A 16,138-nucleotide genomic window follows, 5' to 3' on the forward strand; every position below is an offset into this window, starting at 1 on the left:
ATCTTGACACCTTGTATTGGCAAAATAGCTCGATGCTAATTCAATTTCTTGGAAAAACTATGGAAAGATTAAAATCATTTTGCTTTGGCTAAATCCTTTGACTAAAAGTCATTTTAGTCTTGAGATAATACTAGGTCGATGTCTTTTCCCAACCCGCGCTTTCCTTAGCGATCGGGTTGGGCTATTATATCAATTGGAGAAAGGCAATCCCTCTGCCCTAAAGTCTCAGAAAAACGATAGATCAGCAATTGTTTATAATGGGTTAGTGATTGGGGTACAATCTCAACATCCAATTAGAGATCGTCCGGCATCTTTAGAAGCTGAATCTTTGGCCAGGGTTTATGACAATCCCGAATGGTGTGAGATATTAGAAAAACACGGTCTTGATCCTGAACCTAAACCCGTTATATCCGCTTCTTTAAAATCTTCTTCCTATCGCAATCAGTCCCTATAGCGTTTTTCAGTCTGCTGAGGTACAAAAGTTATGGGTTTTAGGCAAAAGGCAAGAGGCAAAAGTCAAAAGGGAAGAAAAATATGTGTACCTCACTAGCTTATAGCGGTGTGCAGTCGTATTAGGTACAGTGTCACAAGCTATAAACCATGCTAGGCAAAGCTTGGTCTGTATCTCACTCAAGCGCTTACCGCTATATCTTTTCCCTGCTTTGTTACCCGAAGCCTTAGCAGTTGCCAGAGCCATTGGGAATGAATACCACCGTGCAAGGGCATTGACAGGGTTAGCTCCCCATTTACCGGAAATTTTGTTACCCGAAGCTTTAGAAGTTGCCAGAGGGATTAGGGATGAATCCGACCGTGCAACGGCATTGGCCTGGTTAGCTCCCCATTTACCGGAAAGTTTGTTACCCAAAGCCTTAGCTGTTGCCAGAGATATTTGGTCTGAATCCTCCCGTGTAGAGGCATTGATAGGGTTAGCTCCCCATTTACCACAAGTGTTACCAGAAGTTTTAGTGGTTGCCAGAGAGTTTGGGTCTGAATCCTCCCGTGCAGAGGCATTAAAAGCCTTAACCGCCCAATTAACCCCTGCCAATGTTGACTTATCTTTCTGGGAAAAAACCCTTCAGGCTTTGGGTACTCTCACTCGTTCTAATTTCCTCAAAACCATTCCCAACTTAGTCCCTTTAATCCTTCATTTGGGGGGGGGAGGTTGCCTTAAGAGAGGTGTTTCAAGGGATTAGGGAGGTGAGTCGCTGGTGGCGGTGATTCCCATAAATCAATTAGAAGTGCTACGATCAACTGATAATGTAACTATAACAGTCACTATTTATGCGCTATCAAGTTCGACTCAAAGAAAGCGAAGAAGGTTATGCAATTTGGTGTCCCGGTTTACCCGGATGTTGGTCACAGGGGGACACTGAAGCAGAAGCTATAGAAAATATCAAAGAAGCGATACAAGACTATTTAGAGACAATTGAAGAATTAAACAAAGATGCTGAAGTGCGTTATGTAGAAGTAGGATAAGTATGCCAAAATTACCCGGAATTAATCATCTACGCGCTGTTAATGCCTTTGAAAAAGCGGGATTCCGCATCACTAGACAGAGAAAACATATTACTATGACAAATGGAGAACAGACTATCACCATTCCACGAGCAAATCCGGTTAATGCTTATACAATGGCAGGGATTGTTAAAGAAGCGGGTTTAACTATCGAAGAATTCTTAGAATTACTCTAAAACTATTTCTAACCTGCTTTTAATCCTTCATTTGGGGGGGGGGAGGTTGCCTTAAGAGAAGTGTATCAAAGTATTAGGGATGTTAGTCGCTGGTGGCGGTGATTCTTGTTCTATGAATTAGCCTCCGCCTTATCCAATTGAATCAGCGAGTGCTTTTGCTCTGATATTGTGAGGGATGATTGCTTGTATTTAGCGGTAAATATGCTTTCGATGCCCAATATCAAAAACAATCACCTTCTTTTCTGAATCATCGATCCCATAAATAATTCGATAAACTCCAATCCGAACTCGCCAACCTTCTCTTCCTGTCAGTTTTAGACCTCCTGATGGTCTTGGATTTTCAGCTAATTCTCTAATGCCATCTCGAACTTTTTGATAATCATCCTTTGGGAGATTTGCTAAAGCCTTAGAAGCACGTTTTTTAATAGTAATATTGTAACTCATTGCTGACTATTTTCAATTTCAGCAATCGCTACTTCAAAAGGAATTTCATCATCCTCTCCTGAGACAGCCAAATCATAGGCTCTAATGGCATCTAACTCTTCTGATTCTTCCAGCAGTTTCTGATATTCTTCTATATCTAAAAGAACACCTATTCGATTACCCTGCTCATCGGTGATATACCTTTCCTTTAATTTCATTTGAGAACAACTGCCTTAGTTAATTTTCGTTCCAATTATAACTCAGGTGTTAACCCCTGCCAATATTGACCTATCCTTCTGGGAAAAAACCTTTCATGCTTTGAGGACTCTCACTCGTCCTCATTTCCTCGAAACTATTCCTAACTTAGTCCCTTTAATCCTTCATTTTGGTGGAATTGAAGCCTTCAGAAAAGTGTATCAAAGTATTAGGGATGTTAGTCGCTGGTGGCAGTGATTCTTGTTCTATGAATTAGCCTCCACCTTACCCAATTGAATCAGCAGTCTGCTCCCCAGTGTCTTCGGCAAGCGCAGAAATCCAATAAAATAGTGAATAGGTGACATCGGGAAAAAATCATCTATGGCAACTACATCAGAAGACGTATGGCGACTCTTAGCCGAATTAGCGACTGCTCAAGCCGAATTAACTGCTGCTCAAAAAGAAACTGACAAACAACTCAAGGAGACTGACCTGCTATTGAAGGAAGTTAGTCAACAACAGAAGGAAAACGCCCAACAAATCAAGGAAACTGACCGACAACAGAAGAAAACTGACAAACAACTCAAAGAATTAGGTCAGCAAATTGGGGGACTCGGTGCAAAATTCGGCAGCTTTACCGAAGGACTTGCCCTTCCTTCAATGGAAACGATTCTCAGGCAACGCTTTGGTATGGAAGTGGTTAGTCCCAGTGTCCGAGTCAGTAAAAATGGACAACACCTAGAAATTGATGTCCTTGCCTATACCAATGGTGAGCTAAATACTGCTTATATCGTTGAGGTTAAAAGTCATGCCAGAGAGGAATCTATTACTCAGTTAAAAAGTATTTTGCAACGGTTTCGCCGCTTTTTTTCTGAACACAAAGATAAAAAACTCTATGGCATATTAGCAGCCGTTGATTTATCCCCAGAATTACGGGAAAAAATTCTGCAAGAAGGGCTTTATGTGGCTCGGATTCATGACCAAGTATTTGAACTCGATATTCCCGATAATTTTCAACCTCAACCTTATTAAAACAGCAAAGGCGATCGCTTTTGATCTGATCTTGTCAGGGATGATTAGCCCAATATCAAGAACAATCACCTTCTTTTCTCAATCATCGATCGTTTTGACCTGTAAGGGCAAGTCAAAAATTTTTCCCTACCCCCACCCCCTACACCCTGTAAACTTTTCAGGTTCTCTGTCCCCCCGTGAGGGATCGGGATTTTGGGGAGGAGGGGATTTAGTTAAATAATCTTTGCAGAAAAGTGCTTTGATCCCGCAGGAAAACCTGAGCGCAATTGCGCCCTGGCATCCCCGAAATTGAGCCGCCGGGGTGAGTTCCTGCCCCGGTTAAATAAAGGTTTTTAATGGGGGTTTTGTAGTTAGCTATTTCCGGCAAAGGACGCAGGAAAATCATCTGATCTAAAGTCATATCAAGATGATAGTAATTACCTTTATAGGAACCCAAACGATTAGCTAATTCGGCCGGACTTTCCACCCGACGGGCAATAATGGCGGATTTGAGATTTGGGGTATAATCGGCCAGTTTATCAAGAACTCGATCGGCCACGCGATTTTTTAATTCTTCCGTCCATCCCGTGCCGTTTAATCCTGTTCCCTCGGCCCCGGCAATCTGATAGGGGGCAAAAAATTCGATCCAGAGGGTATGCTTGCCTTGGGGGGCCATGGAGGGATCGAGAATAGTGGGGACATCTAGGTACATCGAGGGATTTTCGTCGGGAATCTGCCCCAAAATCGTTAAAGCGTGGGCCTGTTCAACGTGACGCACGGAATCGGCGATGAGAATTGTTCCCTGTAAATACTCCTCTTTGTGATCATAAGCCTCGAACCTTGGCGCTTCGGCGAGGGCGCAATCAATTTTAAGAATTGTTTCATTGTTATTGACAATTCGCCGTTCTACCCTTTCTCGCAATTCCGGATCGGCGGCATCCACATCGGCGGGAGCGACTAACTGTAAAAAGACTCGTCTAGCGTCAATATTAGAGATAACACCCGCTTTTGCCAGATATTCCTGTCCAGAGTCCACCCTAACCCCGATCGCTTGTCCTTCCTCGATTAGAATCTGTTTAACCTTCTGCTCGGTTAAAATTACCCCACCGAGACTAACAACGCATTTCACCAGAGCCTCGGTTAGTGCGCCCGTACCACCACGAGGGCGAGCCACTCCAGGGGAATGACGCATCGCCATCATCATCATCCCGGAGGTAATACCTTTTTGGGAGGGAGGAGCGCCAATTTCTGCCGCTAGACGAGCCAGGGGTGCTTTGACAAATTCGCTCTCAAACCACTCATTGAGGACATCTTCGGGGGAAGTAATCATCGTGCGGATGAAGTCGAGCAGTTTCTTTTTCGAGCCGATCGCTTTCCAGACACTAGCTAAGGCACTAGAGTTATAATTGCGGGCGATTCTGAGCAAATCTTGGGGCGGGGCATTAAACCAAGGACCGATCGCATTCATCAACTGCGCCCAATAGTCGATAAACTGAAGGTAGCGATCGGCATCTCGCGGACAAAACTGGGCAATTGCGGCGTGAGTTTTTTCCAGAGAGCGATAGGAAAGAAAATATTGGCCGGAGGGATGGGGACAGAAAACGGTAGGATCGAAGAATAAATACTCTAATCCGTGCCGTTTTAGCTCTAATTCCTCAATTACTGGTCCTAAAAAGATAAATTCGTGATCGATCGCACAGAGATTAAACTTAAAATCGGGGGCTAGATCCGGGATAACCGCTTCTGTGGTAGCCGCTCCTCCTGGTACGCTACGCTGTTCCAGAAGGAGGACGCGATAACCAGCTTTGAGGAGATAGGCGGCACAAACTAAACCATTATGCCCCGCACCGATGAGGATGACATCGTAACTTTCCATGCAGTTTCAAAAATTCCTATTTTTAATTTTGCGCTTTTCTTGGCCTTAATATGTTAAAAATAGTTAAAGATTCGCTGCTGTCAGCAGATTTCAGCGAGCAGTTATGAGTGAGCAGGTAGAAAACATTTAATTTTTCCTTTTTTTTATGAGTTCTTCAATCAAAGTTATTCAACCATCGGGTATTTTAGATGGCAACCAAGCCGGCCAATTTCGCCAAGAAATTGCCGAAGCCGTGCAGGGAGGTTCAGAAGTTATTATCGTTGATTTCAAGGATGTCACCTTTATGGATAGTTCTGGTTTAGGGGCGCTAGTTTTATCCTTAAAAACCGTGCGTTCTGCGGGGGGTAAACTATTGATTTGCTCGATTAATGATCAGATAAAAATGTTATTTGAATTGACCGATATGGATCGAGTTTTTGAAATTTTTAATAACCGAGAAGAATTAGAACAAATAATCTCGGAAATTAATTAATAAAAATCCACCTGCATGATCGAAAGATCATCCTTAAAATTGCCATCAAATTGTAAAGCTTGAATTTCTCCAATAAAATTATCGAGATTTTTGGCGGAATTACAGTGATAATTTCGTAAAGATTGAATAAAGTTTTCTAGTCCCCACATCCTACCATCAGCACAATCGATCTCGTAAATTCCATCGCTAAAAAGATAAAGACTACTGGGTAAATTCAGGGATTGAACCTGATTAATATATTCTGCTTCTAGAAACATCCCGATGGGAAAACCGGGGGCTTTCAGTCTGGTTTCCATCACCTGGCCAAAAGGTTTTTGAGTCAGGAGAACTGCCGGGGGATGACCGGCACTGGCATAGGTTAACTGTTGTTGTTTCTGATCATAAATTCCGTACCAGATAGTAAAATATTTATCATTCTTAGGACTGATTTGATAAACTTGATTTAACCCTTGTAAAACCTGATTAGGTTGATAGTAATTAACCTGAGTTAAACCACGAGAACGGAGTAAATTAATCACCGAAAGGGAAGGTAAAGCCGCTCGCAACCCATGGCCTGCCACATCTAAAAGATATAACATCAAATGGTCATTATCTAACCAATAATAATCAAAGCCATCGCCCCCCAATCGACGAGAAGGAAGGAAGCGAAAATCGATAGCAAGTTTTGGAGAAATGAAAGGTTCTGGTAACAGCGATCGCACATAGTCCGCCGCCTCCGCTAACTCCATTTCTAGTAATTGTTTTTGCGCTCGCAGATCGTGACTTAATTGATGCAAACGCATTCCCGCCCGCACGCGCGCTCTTAACTCATTAATCTCGATCGGTTTACATAAAAAATCATCCGCCCCCGCATCCAATCCCCTCACCCGATCCTCCACCGATCCCAAAGAAGTTAAGAGGATAAAAAAAGTCGTTGACAGTTGGGGATTGAGCTTAATTTGCCGGCAAACTTCCAACCCATCGATCCCCGGCATCATCCAATCACAAATAATCATCGCTGGTTTTAGTTGCCCCGCTTGCTTTAATCCTTCTTCCCCATCACTGGCAACTAAAACCTCGTATTCCTTCTGCAAAGTGCGGCTCAGAAACGTTTGAATTACTCCATCATCATCAATTACTAGAATTCGTACCATCTTTTTTGTGACTCGATTATCTCAATCTTACTGCTTACCCCTGACCCCCTGACGGATGACTTTGCTTGTACCTCAAGACGGGATTAAATCCAGAATCGAGCTAATACATCATTCATAGTTTGGGAAAAATGGTATAACTTCTAGCGTAAGGCATTGCAGAGGTAAGCCGGGGGTGAAGATTTCTTTTCAGGTAGATAGCGATCTCAAGTCCTTAGATACCGTTTTAAACTATTTTGAGCAACTTGAACGGGCGGGCATTCCCCAAAAAGACTGGCTCCAGTGTCAGCTTGCTCTTGCCGAAGGTTTTACTAATGCGGTCCGTCACGCTCACCGACACCTACCTCCCGAAATCCCGATCGAGATCGAGATCGAGATTACCCGATCCCAGATGGAAATTCGCATCTGGGATCGGGGTTCCGCCTTCGATTTAGAGGACTTTATCGAGAAAAACGCCTATCATGACTATAGTTTCTCTGGTCATGGGCAAGGACTGCCCATCCTCCAAAAAATCGCCGATCAACTCAGTTATACTCGCAGCGAAGATCAGCGCAACTGTCTGTTAATTATTAAACAATTTTCCCGCCATGAATCCGATCGCACCCCTCGTTTCTCCTAGTTGGTTAGTGACTAATCTCGATCGCCCCGATCTGATGGTTATTGACTGTCGTTTTCAATTAAACGATCCCGATCTCGGTTATCAAGAGTATTTAGCCAATCATATTGAAAATGCCTTCTATTTACACCTCGATCGCGATTTATCGGCTCCCGTTGCCCGTCATGGCGGCCGTCATCCTTTACCGAATCCGCAGACAATAGCCGCTAAATTAAGCTCTTTGGGGGTGATTTCTGGTCAAACCCATGTCATCGCCTACGATGCCTCCCGTTTTGCCTTTGCCAGTCGTCTCTGGTGGTTATTACGTTATCTGGGCCATGAACGAGTCAGCATTCTCGATGGTGGTTGGCAAAATTGGTTAAATGCCGGTTATCCCGTCTCCAATCAGATACCTGTGCCGAAAACCGGCGCTTTTCTCCCCCAAGTTCAACAGGATTGGGTAGTCACGATCGAGGAGGTAAAAAGGCAAAAAGAGCAAGGGGGAGTGGTGTTAATTGATGCCAGGGAAAGCGATCGCTATCGGGGCGAAAGGGAACCGATCGATCCGATCGCCGGCCACATCGAGGGGGCGCTTAATTATCCCTGGTTAGAAGTCACCGATAGTCAGGGTTTTTCTCAACCCCGGGCCCGGCAAAAACAACGTTGGCAAGAGCGGCAAGGCGATCGAGAAATTATCCTCTACTGTGGTTCGGGAGTGACAGCCTGTGTTAATGTCCTTTCCCTTACCCTAGCCGGATACGACAATGTTAAGCTATATTCTGGAGGTTGGAGTGATTGGTGTTCCTACCTGATCTAACCGGCCCTATTGATACCCATCTATCGAGAAAGATTATCAAAATGACCTAATTACTGTACAATCTCCCTATTATCACTTTTAATTATTCCCAAACTATTATCTAGTTTGTCTCCTAGACAAAAAAGCTAATTTTTATTCTAGTTGCTATCTTTTTGCTCTCAAATCACCGCTATTCCTCAAAGAATAGTCGTTTTCCCCCGTAAAATTACTAAAAAGTAATTTTATAGTTAAACTCTATAAAAAATTAGGTATGTATTTTGTATGACAGAAGCCGGTCTTTGTCATTGTAATGGTGGCGGCCGTCCGAAAGATCGCCTTTCGATTTTTGTGGATGGCAATAATATGTTTTATGCTCAACAAAAAAATGGTTGGTTTTTTGACCCGCGCAAGGTGTTAAATTATTTCACCAACGACCCGAATATTATGTTAATTAATGCCTTTTGGTACACGGGGTTAAAAGATTCCCAAGATCAAAGAGGTTTTCGCGATGCTTTAATTAGTTTGGGTTATACGGTGAGAACAAAAATTTTGAAAGAATATTATGATGATAGTTCCGGTCGTTTTTCCCAGAAAGCTAATTTAGATATCGAAATTGTCGTCGATATGTTTAATACCGTCGATCAATACGATCGAGTGATTTTATTTAGCGGTGATGGCGATTTTGAACGAGCGATCGAACTATTGCGCTCTAAAAATACTCATATTACCGTAGTTTCTACGGAAGGGATGATCGCTAGGGAATTACGCAACGCCACCGATCGCTATATTGACCTGAACGATATTCGCAAAGATATCGAAAAAAGTGATTATTAACCAGCCGTTTTCTCTTTAAACCGGCTATTTACCCCCTTTTTCTTTATTGGTAGTCCTCACCCCAACCCCTCTCCCAGAAGGGGATCGGTGAGGCAATTAACCATCTCTTGTTTATTTTTCCTTGAGTCGAAATAGTAAAAACTGATTGACCTGATTGGGATTAAAATTATTATCACTGACTAAAATCAAAGAGCGACTACCATCCGGTAATCTTGGACCGAGGGTCATTCCTTCCAAATTATCTAAATCAATCCCCAAAGTCCCTAAATCTAGTAATAATTTTTTCCGCAAGGGTTGCACCTGTAAAGCTTCTAATTCTCCCGGTATCCGAGCAATTTTCGACGTATCAGTGGCACTCCCATTAACTACCTGAAATAGTTTCGCTCCAAAACCTTCTAAACCAAAAGTTCGCTCTAAACTGAGAAAATAACCCTCTTTTTCTAAAGCTAATAATTCCGTTAAACCGTAGTATCTCGCACCACTGGGTGGCTCATCTAACACATACAATTGTTCTGATACTAACACAGGCGCACCAATCGGATCGATCACATAATGAAGAAGTCGCACTCTGAGATTTTCTGCTCTTTTTCCCGTGGGACTATCTTGAATTAAAGCGCTTTCTGTGGCAGTAAACAAACGAAAAGGATCGTCTTTGAGAGTGCTGGTAATCCCTAAAGTTAAGGATTCAAATCCTAAATTATCCCCGATTCCTTTTTGATTGCTATCATCCGGTAAAAAGCGATTAGGAATTAACAAAGACTCCTTTAATTGTCCCTGCAAATCAAATTCAGCCACAAAAGGAGCAATTCCCTCTTTAACCGCACCTTCACTGGAAATAAACAAAGTTTGTCGGGGCGAAAAAGCGATACCTTCTGGGTCGATCGATCCCTTTTTAAAAGTTTCTCCCTTGCCATCTTTTAGGAACGTGACCGCCTCTAAATTAACTTTTTCGATTTTTTCACCATTTATCTGCAAACTAGCCCGATAAAAGCGGGCCGGAGCTTTCTGAGAACGATCATCACTGAGGAGATAAAAGCGGTTATTGGCACGATCATAGCTAATTGCCGATAATCCCCCCACCCTTGTCCCTTGATAATCCGCTTCTGGTAATTGATATTCTCCCAAAAACTCGACCGAGAGGGGTAGAAACATTCGTTGTTCTGCTAAAACTTGCGGGGAGACACCACAGGACCCCAGACTAAAGGTTACAATCAAACTAGCAATTAAACCCAAAATTGGGAAACGAAAATTTTCGGCAGTCAGTCTCTTATAGAATTGATCGATCACAAAATATCACCCTCTACTACGCTCCTATCAATCTATTATGCTACGTTTTTCTCTCAGTTTATGGCTCTGTTTGATCGGTACTTCCCTTCCTCTCCTAGCACAAACAGAAACTCCTGCACCCAATCCCCTCGAAACTCCCCTACAAAGTCCTTTATTGCCGGCAATCGATCGCCCTTTAACTCCCTTAGAGCGTCGTCAACTGTTATTATACATCGATCAACGCGATGCTGAAGCTCAAGCTAAATACGATGGGGGATTAAATGAGGAAGCTTTTCCTATCTGGTATGAAGTGATTAAATTAAATCGTTATTTAGGGGCAAAAGAAGAAGTAAAATCTTTGGGAAAAGTGGGGTTAGCAGCTTGGAATCGAGATCGAACCGAGGAGGTTAAATTAATTACTGCTCGTTTAAAATCTCTGCAACAAACCGCAGAAACTAACCAGACAATGGACGGGGAATTATTAGCATTACTAGGTACATCATATCAACAGGTACGAGCTTTTAATGAGGCGATAATCATCTATGATCAAATTCTAGCTGATGCCAGACAATCTGGGGATAATGTGGCAGTAGAAGCAACTTTAAATAAACTTGGTCAAATTCATTTATCCCGTTTTGATTATCAAAAAGCCGCTCCAGTATATGAGGAATTATTAACTATTTCTAAGGGGCAGAATAATTCTTTAACTCAAGGAATTTATTTGCAAAGACTAGCAGAAATTTATCGAGAATCTCTGCAACCAGCTAACGCAGTAAAAATTAAAGAAGAAATAGCTGAAACCCAGATCAGAAATCAGCAAATACAGTTAATCCCCGCTCTAAAAATTCAAATTGGTTTGGATTATCAAGCTTTAAAAGATGCAAATAAAGCCAGCCAAAACTTTCAAGAAGCCTATTCTCTCGCTTTTGCTTTACAACAGTACGGCACCGCAGGAGAAGCTTTAAATAAGTTGGCCGAACTTTATAAAAGTTATCAACAGGTAGATTATGCTTTACAAATCTATCAAGAATTAATTAAAGTCCATGAATTGGGTTATAATTACTACGGTTTAATGAACACCTACGATCAAATCGGTCAAATTTATCTAGAGAGAAAAAATTATCCCCAAGCTTTACTCGCTTTCCAAAAAGGCGCGGAATTAGCCCAAGCTATCCGTTATCGTGAACAATATTTTCAAACCCAAATCACCCAAGTTAATCAAGCAATAAATAATCCTGAACAGTTTTGAAGCCATCAGCCATCAGCTTTTTTATTCCTATATCCCTGATAACTGATAACTGATTCGCCACTTCTATCGGGTGTATCACTCCAGCCGTTTTGTGGGAGAATCCTTTGTTATTCGTCTTAATCACGAACTAAGCGGGGAACAGATCGAACAAATTAACCAAAACTTCGGCGATATCCTAGTTAAGGGGAAAATCGAACCTAGTCAAATTCTAGAACGAGAAAGTCGGGATTCCACCCACCATTTACCCCGTCTAGTTTTTTACTTTAACGGCAAGAATTACGGACGCTTGTATCAGTTAATTGATCACATCAACGATTTGAGTCCTGTAGTTGCCCTCGAAGAGCATCCCGAAAGAAAATAAACCCTAGGCCAGAGTTTCCGGACAGTATCCTAAACCCTTAGTAAATTGTTGCCGAAAAACCTCTATATCTTGCTGATCCGGGGTACCATGGGACACGATCGCCACTTGGTAACGACGCATGACATCAATAGGAGATTGTCCCGTTTCCAAACTCCAAAAAACCATCTGGAGACGCATTTCCGGTTGATAGGGAATCCCTAACTCATTCATGTAGGCGCGAAAATCACCGTGTTGGCAAGGGGTGAGCATTTGATTAAACTTTATCTTGACCACCCAACCATTAATCTGATGGATAACCGTCATCACGGAGGAGGGCAGATGAGTCATCGATCGCAGGTATTCGGTGACTCGTAGCGTTAGACTAGCGTTAGCAAGAAAATAGAGATAGTCCATAGTGGCCGCTGGGATGTTGGCTAATAGTCACGATTAGTGTTATATCTCTAGTCTGACGATAAACCGTTCCAGATACCAAGGGGAGAAATCCCCGATTTAGTGAAGTTCGCTTGGGTAGAATTACCCAACTTTTGCGAAGATCTTTATGATGATAATGATGATGATCCCTGACCAATTACTCTCCAGCTACGATTATCACCTTCCTCCGGAGTTAATTGCCCAAAATCCCGCAGAACCCCGAGATAGTTCCCGTCTTTTGGTGGTAGATTCTCCCAATAGTCATAATTTAGCTATTTTTCGGGATTTACCCACTTGGTTAGAGTCGGGGGATTTGCTGGTTTTCAACGATACCCGCGTGATTCCGGCCCGTTTATTTGGACGTAAAACCACGGGTGCCCCCGTAGAAATATTACTATTAGAAGAACAGGATGACCATCGTTGGTTATCTTTGGTGAAACCGGGAAAACGCTTTAAAGTCGGTTCAGAAGTCCTTTTTTATCCGAAAACAGGGCGAACGGAAGACAAAGAAAAATTATGGTCAGCGAAAGTAATCGATCGAGATCTGAACACCGGTGGTCGTCTGCTGGAATTTCAACGTCATCCCCAGCGTAGTTTTTGGGATATGTTGGAGGAGTACGGTCATATTCCTTTCCCCCCCTATGTCACCGAATCAGAGGCGGAAGAAGACCGTTATCAAACAGTTTACGGTGATAAACAGGGTTCTGTGGCCGCTCCCACGGCCGGATTACATTTTACTCCCGAATTATTCCATAAGCTCGCCCAGAAGGGCATAGATACCGCCTATATCACCCTTCATGTGGGAGTGGGAACCTTTCGTCCCGTGGAAGTGGAAAATATTACAGAACACCTAATGCACCAGGAATTTTTGCAGATTTCCGCCGAAACTGCCGAAAAAATCGCCCAAACAAAGGCTAGAGGTGGCCGGGTTATCGCCGTGGGAACCACGGTAGCTCGCGCCTTGGAAGGGGCAATTAAAGAAACTAAGAGCGAGACATTAACCGCTTTTCAGGGAAAAACGAATTTATTTATCTATCCGAGTTATCAATGGCGGGTTATCGACGGCATGATCACTAATTTTCATCTACCCAAGTCCAGTTTAATGATGTTAGTCAGTGCCTTAATCGGACGGGAAAGACTACTGGCATTGTATCAAGCAGCTATTCAAGAGCGTTTTCGTTTCTATTCCTTCGGTGACGCTATGTTAATCCTACCCAGCGCTTGCAGCAGTAATCAGTAGTCAGGAGGCAAAAGGCAAAAGGCAAAAGGCAATAGGCAAAAGGCAAAAGGCAATAGGCAAAAGGCAATAGGCAAAAGGCAATAGGCAAAAGGCAATAGGCAAAAGGCAATAGGCAATAGGCAAAAGGCAGCTTTGTTCTCCCCACACCCCACACCCCACACCCCACACCCCACTTCCCACACCCCACACCCTACACCCCACACCCCACACCCCACACCCCACACCCCACACCCCCACTTCCCAATCTCCAACTAAAAAAGGGGAAGAGCTATGCTCTTTCCCTTTTTTTTACAGTTAATTCAAGATGATTGTAGATGCACACCAATCGAGGCTGAAATTACATTAAGCCTAATTGAGCAAGGATGCCTTTGTGGGTTAAGTATTCCGTAGCTACGCCAATAACGAAACCGAGCATGGCTAAACGACCATTCCAGTTTTCAGCGAAAGCGGTGAAGCCGAGTTTGTTTTCTTGCTTATCCATGGTGAATTGCCTTCCTATAATAAAATTGCATTTGATTCAAGTGCTTGATATTAAATGTAACATAACTTCCCAGACTATGCAACATTTGTTTACATAAATTTTATTAATGTTGACCATAAACTTTTATGGGGGCAGGGTCAAGGGTTGGCAATGGCGGCCAAAAATCAAGCCTGATCTTAGTTCTAGGACTAAATAACCGTTTTCCCATCCCTGACCGAAAAAGATTACAATCAAGCGAAAGGTCAAGAATCGATCGCCATCGAGCGAGGAGTGAATATGCGCGCCTTACTGATTTATCCCGTTTTTCCGCCGACTTTCTGGTCCTATAACAAAATTCTGGAATTAGTTGATCGCAAAGTCTTACTTCCTCCCCTGGGTATGGTGACGGTGGCGGCGATTTTACCGCAGGAATGGGAATTTAAACTGGTCGATCGCAATATTCGGGCGGTGACAGAAGCAGAATGGGACTGGGCCGAAATAGTGATTCTTTCCGGCATGATTGTGCAACGTCAAGATTTAATCGAGCAAATTCACGAAGCCAAACAACGGGGTAAACTGGTGGCCGTGGGTGGTCCCTATCCCACTTCTATCCCCCACGAAGTGGCTGAGGCCGATTTTCTGATTCTCGATGAGGGAGAAATCACTATTCCGATGTTTGTGGAAGCATTGGCAAGAGGAGAAACCAAAGGTGTTTTCCGCACCACAGAAAAACCCGATGTGACAATTACCCCGGTTCCACGCTACGATCTGCTCGATTTTGAAGCTTATGATTCCATGTCGGTGCAGTTTTCGCGGGGATGTCCCTTCCAGTGCGAATTTTGCGATATTATCGTTCTCTACGGTCGTAAACCCCGCACCAAAACCCCCGCACAATTATTAAAAGAATTAGATTATCTCTACGAATTAGGTTGGCGCCGGGGCGTGTTCATGGTGGATGATAATTTTATCGGTAACAAGCGCAACGTTAAATTACTCCTCAAAGAATTAAAGGTTTGGCAAGAAGAACACCAGTATCCTTTCCGGTTTAACACGGAAGCGTCGGTGGATTTAGCCGCCGATCCCGAATTAATGGAAATGATGGTCGATTGTTACTTTGATGCGGTCTTTTTAGGTATTGAAACCCCTGACGAAGAAAGTTTACAATTAACCAAAAAATTCCAAAATACCCGTAGTTCCTTAACCGAGACGGTAGAAAAGATTATTAAAGCCGGATTGCGCCCCATGGCGGGATTTATCATCGGTTTTGATGGCGAGAAAAAAGGAGCGGCCGATCGCATTATTAATTTTGTCGAAGAAGCGGCCATTCCCACGGCTCTATTCGGAATGTTACAAGCTTTACCCAATACCGCCCTATGGACTCGCTTGGAAAAAGAAGGACGACTACGATTAACGGGGAAACAGGACATTAACCAAAGTACCCTAATGAATTTCGTTCCCACCCGGCCGATCGAAGATATTGCCACAGAATATATTGAAGCCTTCTGGAAATTGTACGATCCGGAGGTATTTCTCGATCGCACCTATCGCTGTTTCCTGAAATTAGGCGCACCTAAAGCGAAACCTGCCTTTAAACTGCCTCGCCGGGCCGATCTCTATGCCCTAGGGGTAATTATCTGGCGACAGGGCTTTAAACGTTCCACGCGCTGGAAATTCTGGCAGAATTTATTCGGTATTTTGCGCCATAATCCCGCCAACGCCGAACACTATATCACTGTCTGCGCCCACAACGAGCATTTCCTTGAATACCGTCAGATTGTCCGGGATGAAATTACGGCACAATTAGCCGAATTTCAACGCCAAGAGGCATTAACAGCGGAAAAAACCGCCATAGCGGCCTAATTAGGGTATGCTGAAAAAGTTTTTCCTGGGGGCAGGGTGTGGGGTGTGGGGTGTGGGGTGTGGGGTTTTACCGGTTTTGAGGGGGCCAATTACCTAATTTTCAGGAAAAAAGTCCCGGAATTTTCCCCCTGATCACTCCCATGCCCAGTACTTTTTGATTGACAAAAAGTCTAAAAGTCTTACCCAACAAGGTTTTTAGATTTATTCAGCAGCTCCTAATTATTCCGAGGATGGGTTTATTTACCCATCCTTAACATTTTCTGTCCTG

20 protein-coding genes and 1 pseudogene are annotated in these 16,138 nt (G+C 43.3%); 14 read left to right on the forward strand and 7 right to left on the reverse strand.

Annotated elements, in window-relative coordinates:
- Nucleotides 1-97: 97 nt before the first annotated feature.
- From RAM70_RS17940 to RAM70_RS17955, 4 genes are all read left to right on the forward strand, one after another.
- Complete coding sequence (locus tag RAM70_RS17940; protein ID WP_152606975.1) at nt 98-454, forward strand: hypothetical protein; 357 nt, start codon at nt 98-100, stop codon at nt 452-454.
- 160 nt (nt 455-614) lie between these two features.
- A complete protein-coding gene (locus RAM70_RS17945; RefSeq protein ID WP_312674938.1) occupies nt 615-1,193 on the forward strand; it encodes a hypothetical protein in 579 nt (192 codons plus the stop codon).
- A gap of 88 nt (nt 1,194-1,281) precedes the next feature.
- Nucleotides 1,282-1,476, forward strand: a complete 195-nt coding sequence (locus RAM70_RS17950) for a type II toxin-antitoxin system HicB family antitoxin (protein ID WP_312674940.1) — start codon at nt 1,282-1,284, stop codon at nt 1,474-1,476.
- Nucleotides 1,477-1,478: 2 nt separating this feature from the next.
- Nucleotides 1,479-1,691, forward strand: a complete 213-nt coding sequence (locus tag RAM70_RS17955; protein ID WP_312674942.1) for a type II toxin-antitoxin system HicA family toxin — start codon at nt 1,479-1,481, stop codon at nt 1,689-1,691.
- 189 nt (nt 1,692-1,880) lie between these two features.
- Here RAM70_RS17955 and RAM70_RS17960 read toward each other — a convergent pair whose 3' ends face one another.
- Nucleotides 1,881-2,135 carry a type II toxin-antitoxin system RelE family toxin gene (locus RAM70_RS17960; protein WP_190380776.1) on the reverse strand — a complete coding sequence of 85 codons (255 nt, stop codon included), beginning with the start codon at nt 2,133-2,135 and terminating at the stop codon, nt 1,881-1,883.
- Nucleotides 2,132-2,332, reverse strand: a complete 201-nt coding sequence (locus tag RAM70_RS17965) for a RelB antitoxin-like protein (RefSeq protein ID WP_045358196.1) — start codon at nt 2,330-2,332, stop codon at nt 2,132-2,134. The genes RAM70_RS17960 and RAM70_RS17965 overlap by 4 nt, the downstream gene beginning before the upstream one ends.
- A gap of 46 nt (nt 2,333-2,378) precedes the next feature.
- Between RAM70_RS17965 and RAM70_RS17970 the strand changes: the two genes are divergently transcribed.
- Together RAM70_RS17970 and RAM70_RS17975 are read left to right on the forward strand one after the other, a co-directional pair.
- Nucleotides 2,379-2,567 (forward strand): hypothetical protein, encoded by a 189-nt coding sequence (locus RAM70_RS17970; RefSeq protein WP_190380777.1) that lies wholly within the window; start codon nt 2,379-2,381, stop codon nt 2,565-2,567.
- Between the two features lie 123 nt (nt 2,568-2,690).
- The gene (locus RAM70_RS17975; protein WP_045358199.1) at nt 2,691-3,341 is read left to right on the forward strand and encodes a DUF3782 domain-containing protein; all 651 of its coding nucleotides are present in this window, start codon (nt 2,691-2,693) and stop codon (nt 3,339-3,341) included.
- Between the two features lie 208 nt (nt 3,342-3,549).
- Here RAM70_RS17975 and crtO read toward each other — a convergent pair whose 3' ends face one another.
- Nucleotides 3,550-5,196 (reverse strand): beta-carotene ketolase CrtO, encoded by a 1,647-nt coding sequence (gene crtO, locus RAM70_RS17980; protein ID WP_190380778.1) that lies wholly within the window; start codon nt 5,194-5,196, stop codon nt 3,550-3,552.
- A gap of 145 nt (nt 5,197-5,341) precedes the next feature.
- Between crtO and RAM70_RS17985 the strand changes: the two genes are divergently transcribed.
- Nucleotides 5,342-5,668: an STAS domain-containing protein gene (locus tag RAM70_RS17985; RefSeq protein ID WP_288000301.1), complete on the forward strand. Its 327-nt coding sequence runs from the start codon at nt 5,342-5,344 to the stop codon at nt 5,666-5,668.
- Here the strand turns inward: RAM70_RS17985 and RAM70_RS17990 are convergent.
- Complete coding sequence (locus RAM70_RS17990; RefSeq protein ID WP_190380780.1) at nt 5,665-6,801, reverse strand: SpoIIE family protein phosphatase; 1,137 nt, start codon at nt 6,799-6,801, stop codon at nt 5,665-5,667. The two genes, RAM70_RS17985 and RAM70_RS17990, sit on opposite strands and share 4 nt — an antisense overlap.
- Nucleotides 6,802-6,973: 172 nt before the next feature.
- Between RAM70_RS17990 and RAM70_RS17995 the strand changes: the two genes are divergently transcribed.
- The 3 genes from RAM70_RS17995 to RAM70_RS18005 all read left to right on the forward strand — a co-directional run bounded on the left by RAM70_RS17995 (nt 6,974) and on the right by RAM70_RS18005 (nt 9,023).
- A complete protein-coding gene (locus RAM70_RS17995; protein WP_045358205.1) occupies nt 6,974-7,417 on the forward strand; it encodes an ATP-binding protein in 444 nt (147 codons plus the stop codon).
- Entirely contained in the window at nt 7,386-8,210 is an 825-nt protein-coding gene (locus tag RAM70_RS18000; protein ID WP_045358207.1) for a sulfurtransferase, read from the forward strand. Before RAM70_RS17995 ends, RAM70_RS18000 begins: the two co-directional genes overlap by 32 nt.
- Before the next feature lie 261 nt (nt 8,211-8,471).
- Nucleotides 8,472-9,023 (forward strand): LabA-like NYN domain-containing protein, encoded by a 552-nt coding sequence (locus RAM70_RS18005; protein WP_002764933.1) that lies wholly within the window; start codon nt 8,472-8,474, stop codon nt 9,021-9,023.
- 111 nt (nt 9,024-9,134) lie between these two features.
- On the opposite strand, the gene RAM70_RS18010 is transcribed toward RAM70_RS18005, so the two are convergent.
- Nucleotides 9,135-10,310, reverse strand: a complete 1,176-nt coding sequence (locus tag RAM70_RS18010; protein WP_045358210.1) for an esterase-like activity of phytase family protein — start codon at nt 10,308-10,310, stop codon at nt 9,135-9,137.
- A 37-nt stretch (nt 10,311-10,347) separates the two neighbouring features.
- Here RAM70_RS18010 and RAM70_RS18015 point away from each other — a divergent pair, with 37 nt between their 5' ends.
- Together RAM70_RS18015 and RAM70_RS18020 are read left to right on the forward strand one after the other, a co-directional pair.
- On the forward strand, nt 10,348-11,538 hold the full coding sequence (locus RAM70_RS18015; protein WP_045358212.1) for a tetratricopeptide repeat protein: 1,191 nt from the start codon (nt 10,348-10,350) through the stop codon (nt 11,536-11,538).
- A 52-nt stretch (nt 11,539-11,590) separates the two neighbouring features.
- Nucleotides 11,591-11,899: pseudogene (locus RAM70_RS18020) on the forward strand (LOG family protein); the annotation flags it as partial.
- Nucleotides 11,900-11,902: 3 nt separating this feature from the next.
- Here the strand turns inward: RAM70_RS18020 and RAM70_RS18025 are convergent.
- Complete coding sequence (locus RAM70_RS18025) at nt 11,903-12,292, reverse strand: hypothetical protein (protein WP_045358216.1); 390 nt, start codon at nt 12,290-12,292, stop codon at nt 11,903-11,905.
- Between the two features lie 160 nt (nt 12,293-12,452).
- Here RAM70_RS18025 and queA point away from each other — a divergent pair, with 160 nt between their 5' ends.
- The gene (gene queA, locus RAM70_RS18030) at nt 12,453-13,550 is read left to right on the forward strand and encodes a tRNA preQ1(34) S-adenosylmethionine ribosyltransferase-isomerase QueA (protein ID WP_312675950.1); all 1,098 of its coding nucleotides are present in this window, start codon (nt 12,453-12,455) and stop codon (nt 13,548-13,550) included.
- Between the two features lie 337 nt (nt 13,551-13,887).
- Here queA and RAM70_RS18035 read toward each other — a convergent pair whose 3' ends face one another.
- Nucleotides 13,888-14,049, reverse strand: a complete 162-nt coding sequence (locus RAM70_RS18035; protein WP_487353236.1) for a CAB/ELIP/HLIP family chlorophyll-binding protein — start codon at nt 14,047-14,049, stop codon at nt 13,888-13,890.
- Nucleotides 14,050-14,307: 258 nt separating this feature from the next.
- Between RAM70_RS18035 and RAM70_RS18040 the strand changes: the two genes are divergently transcribed.
- On the forward strand, nt 14,308-15,870 hold the full coding sequence (locus tag RAM70_RS18040; RefSeq protein WP_288000299.1) for a B12-binding domain-containing radical SAM protein: 1,563 nt from the start codon (nt 14,308-14,310) through the stop codon (nt 15,868-15,870).
- Nucleotides 15,871-16,138: the final 268 nt, after the last annotated feature.

The sequence above is a fragment of the Microcystis wesenbergii NRERC-220 genome (assembly GCF_032027425.1).
In the GTDB taxonomy this organism is placed as follows: Bacteria; Cyanobacteriota; Cyanobacteriia; order Cyanobacteriales; family Microcystaceae; genus Microcystis; species Microcystis wesenbergii_A.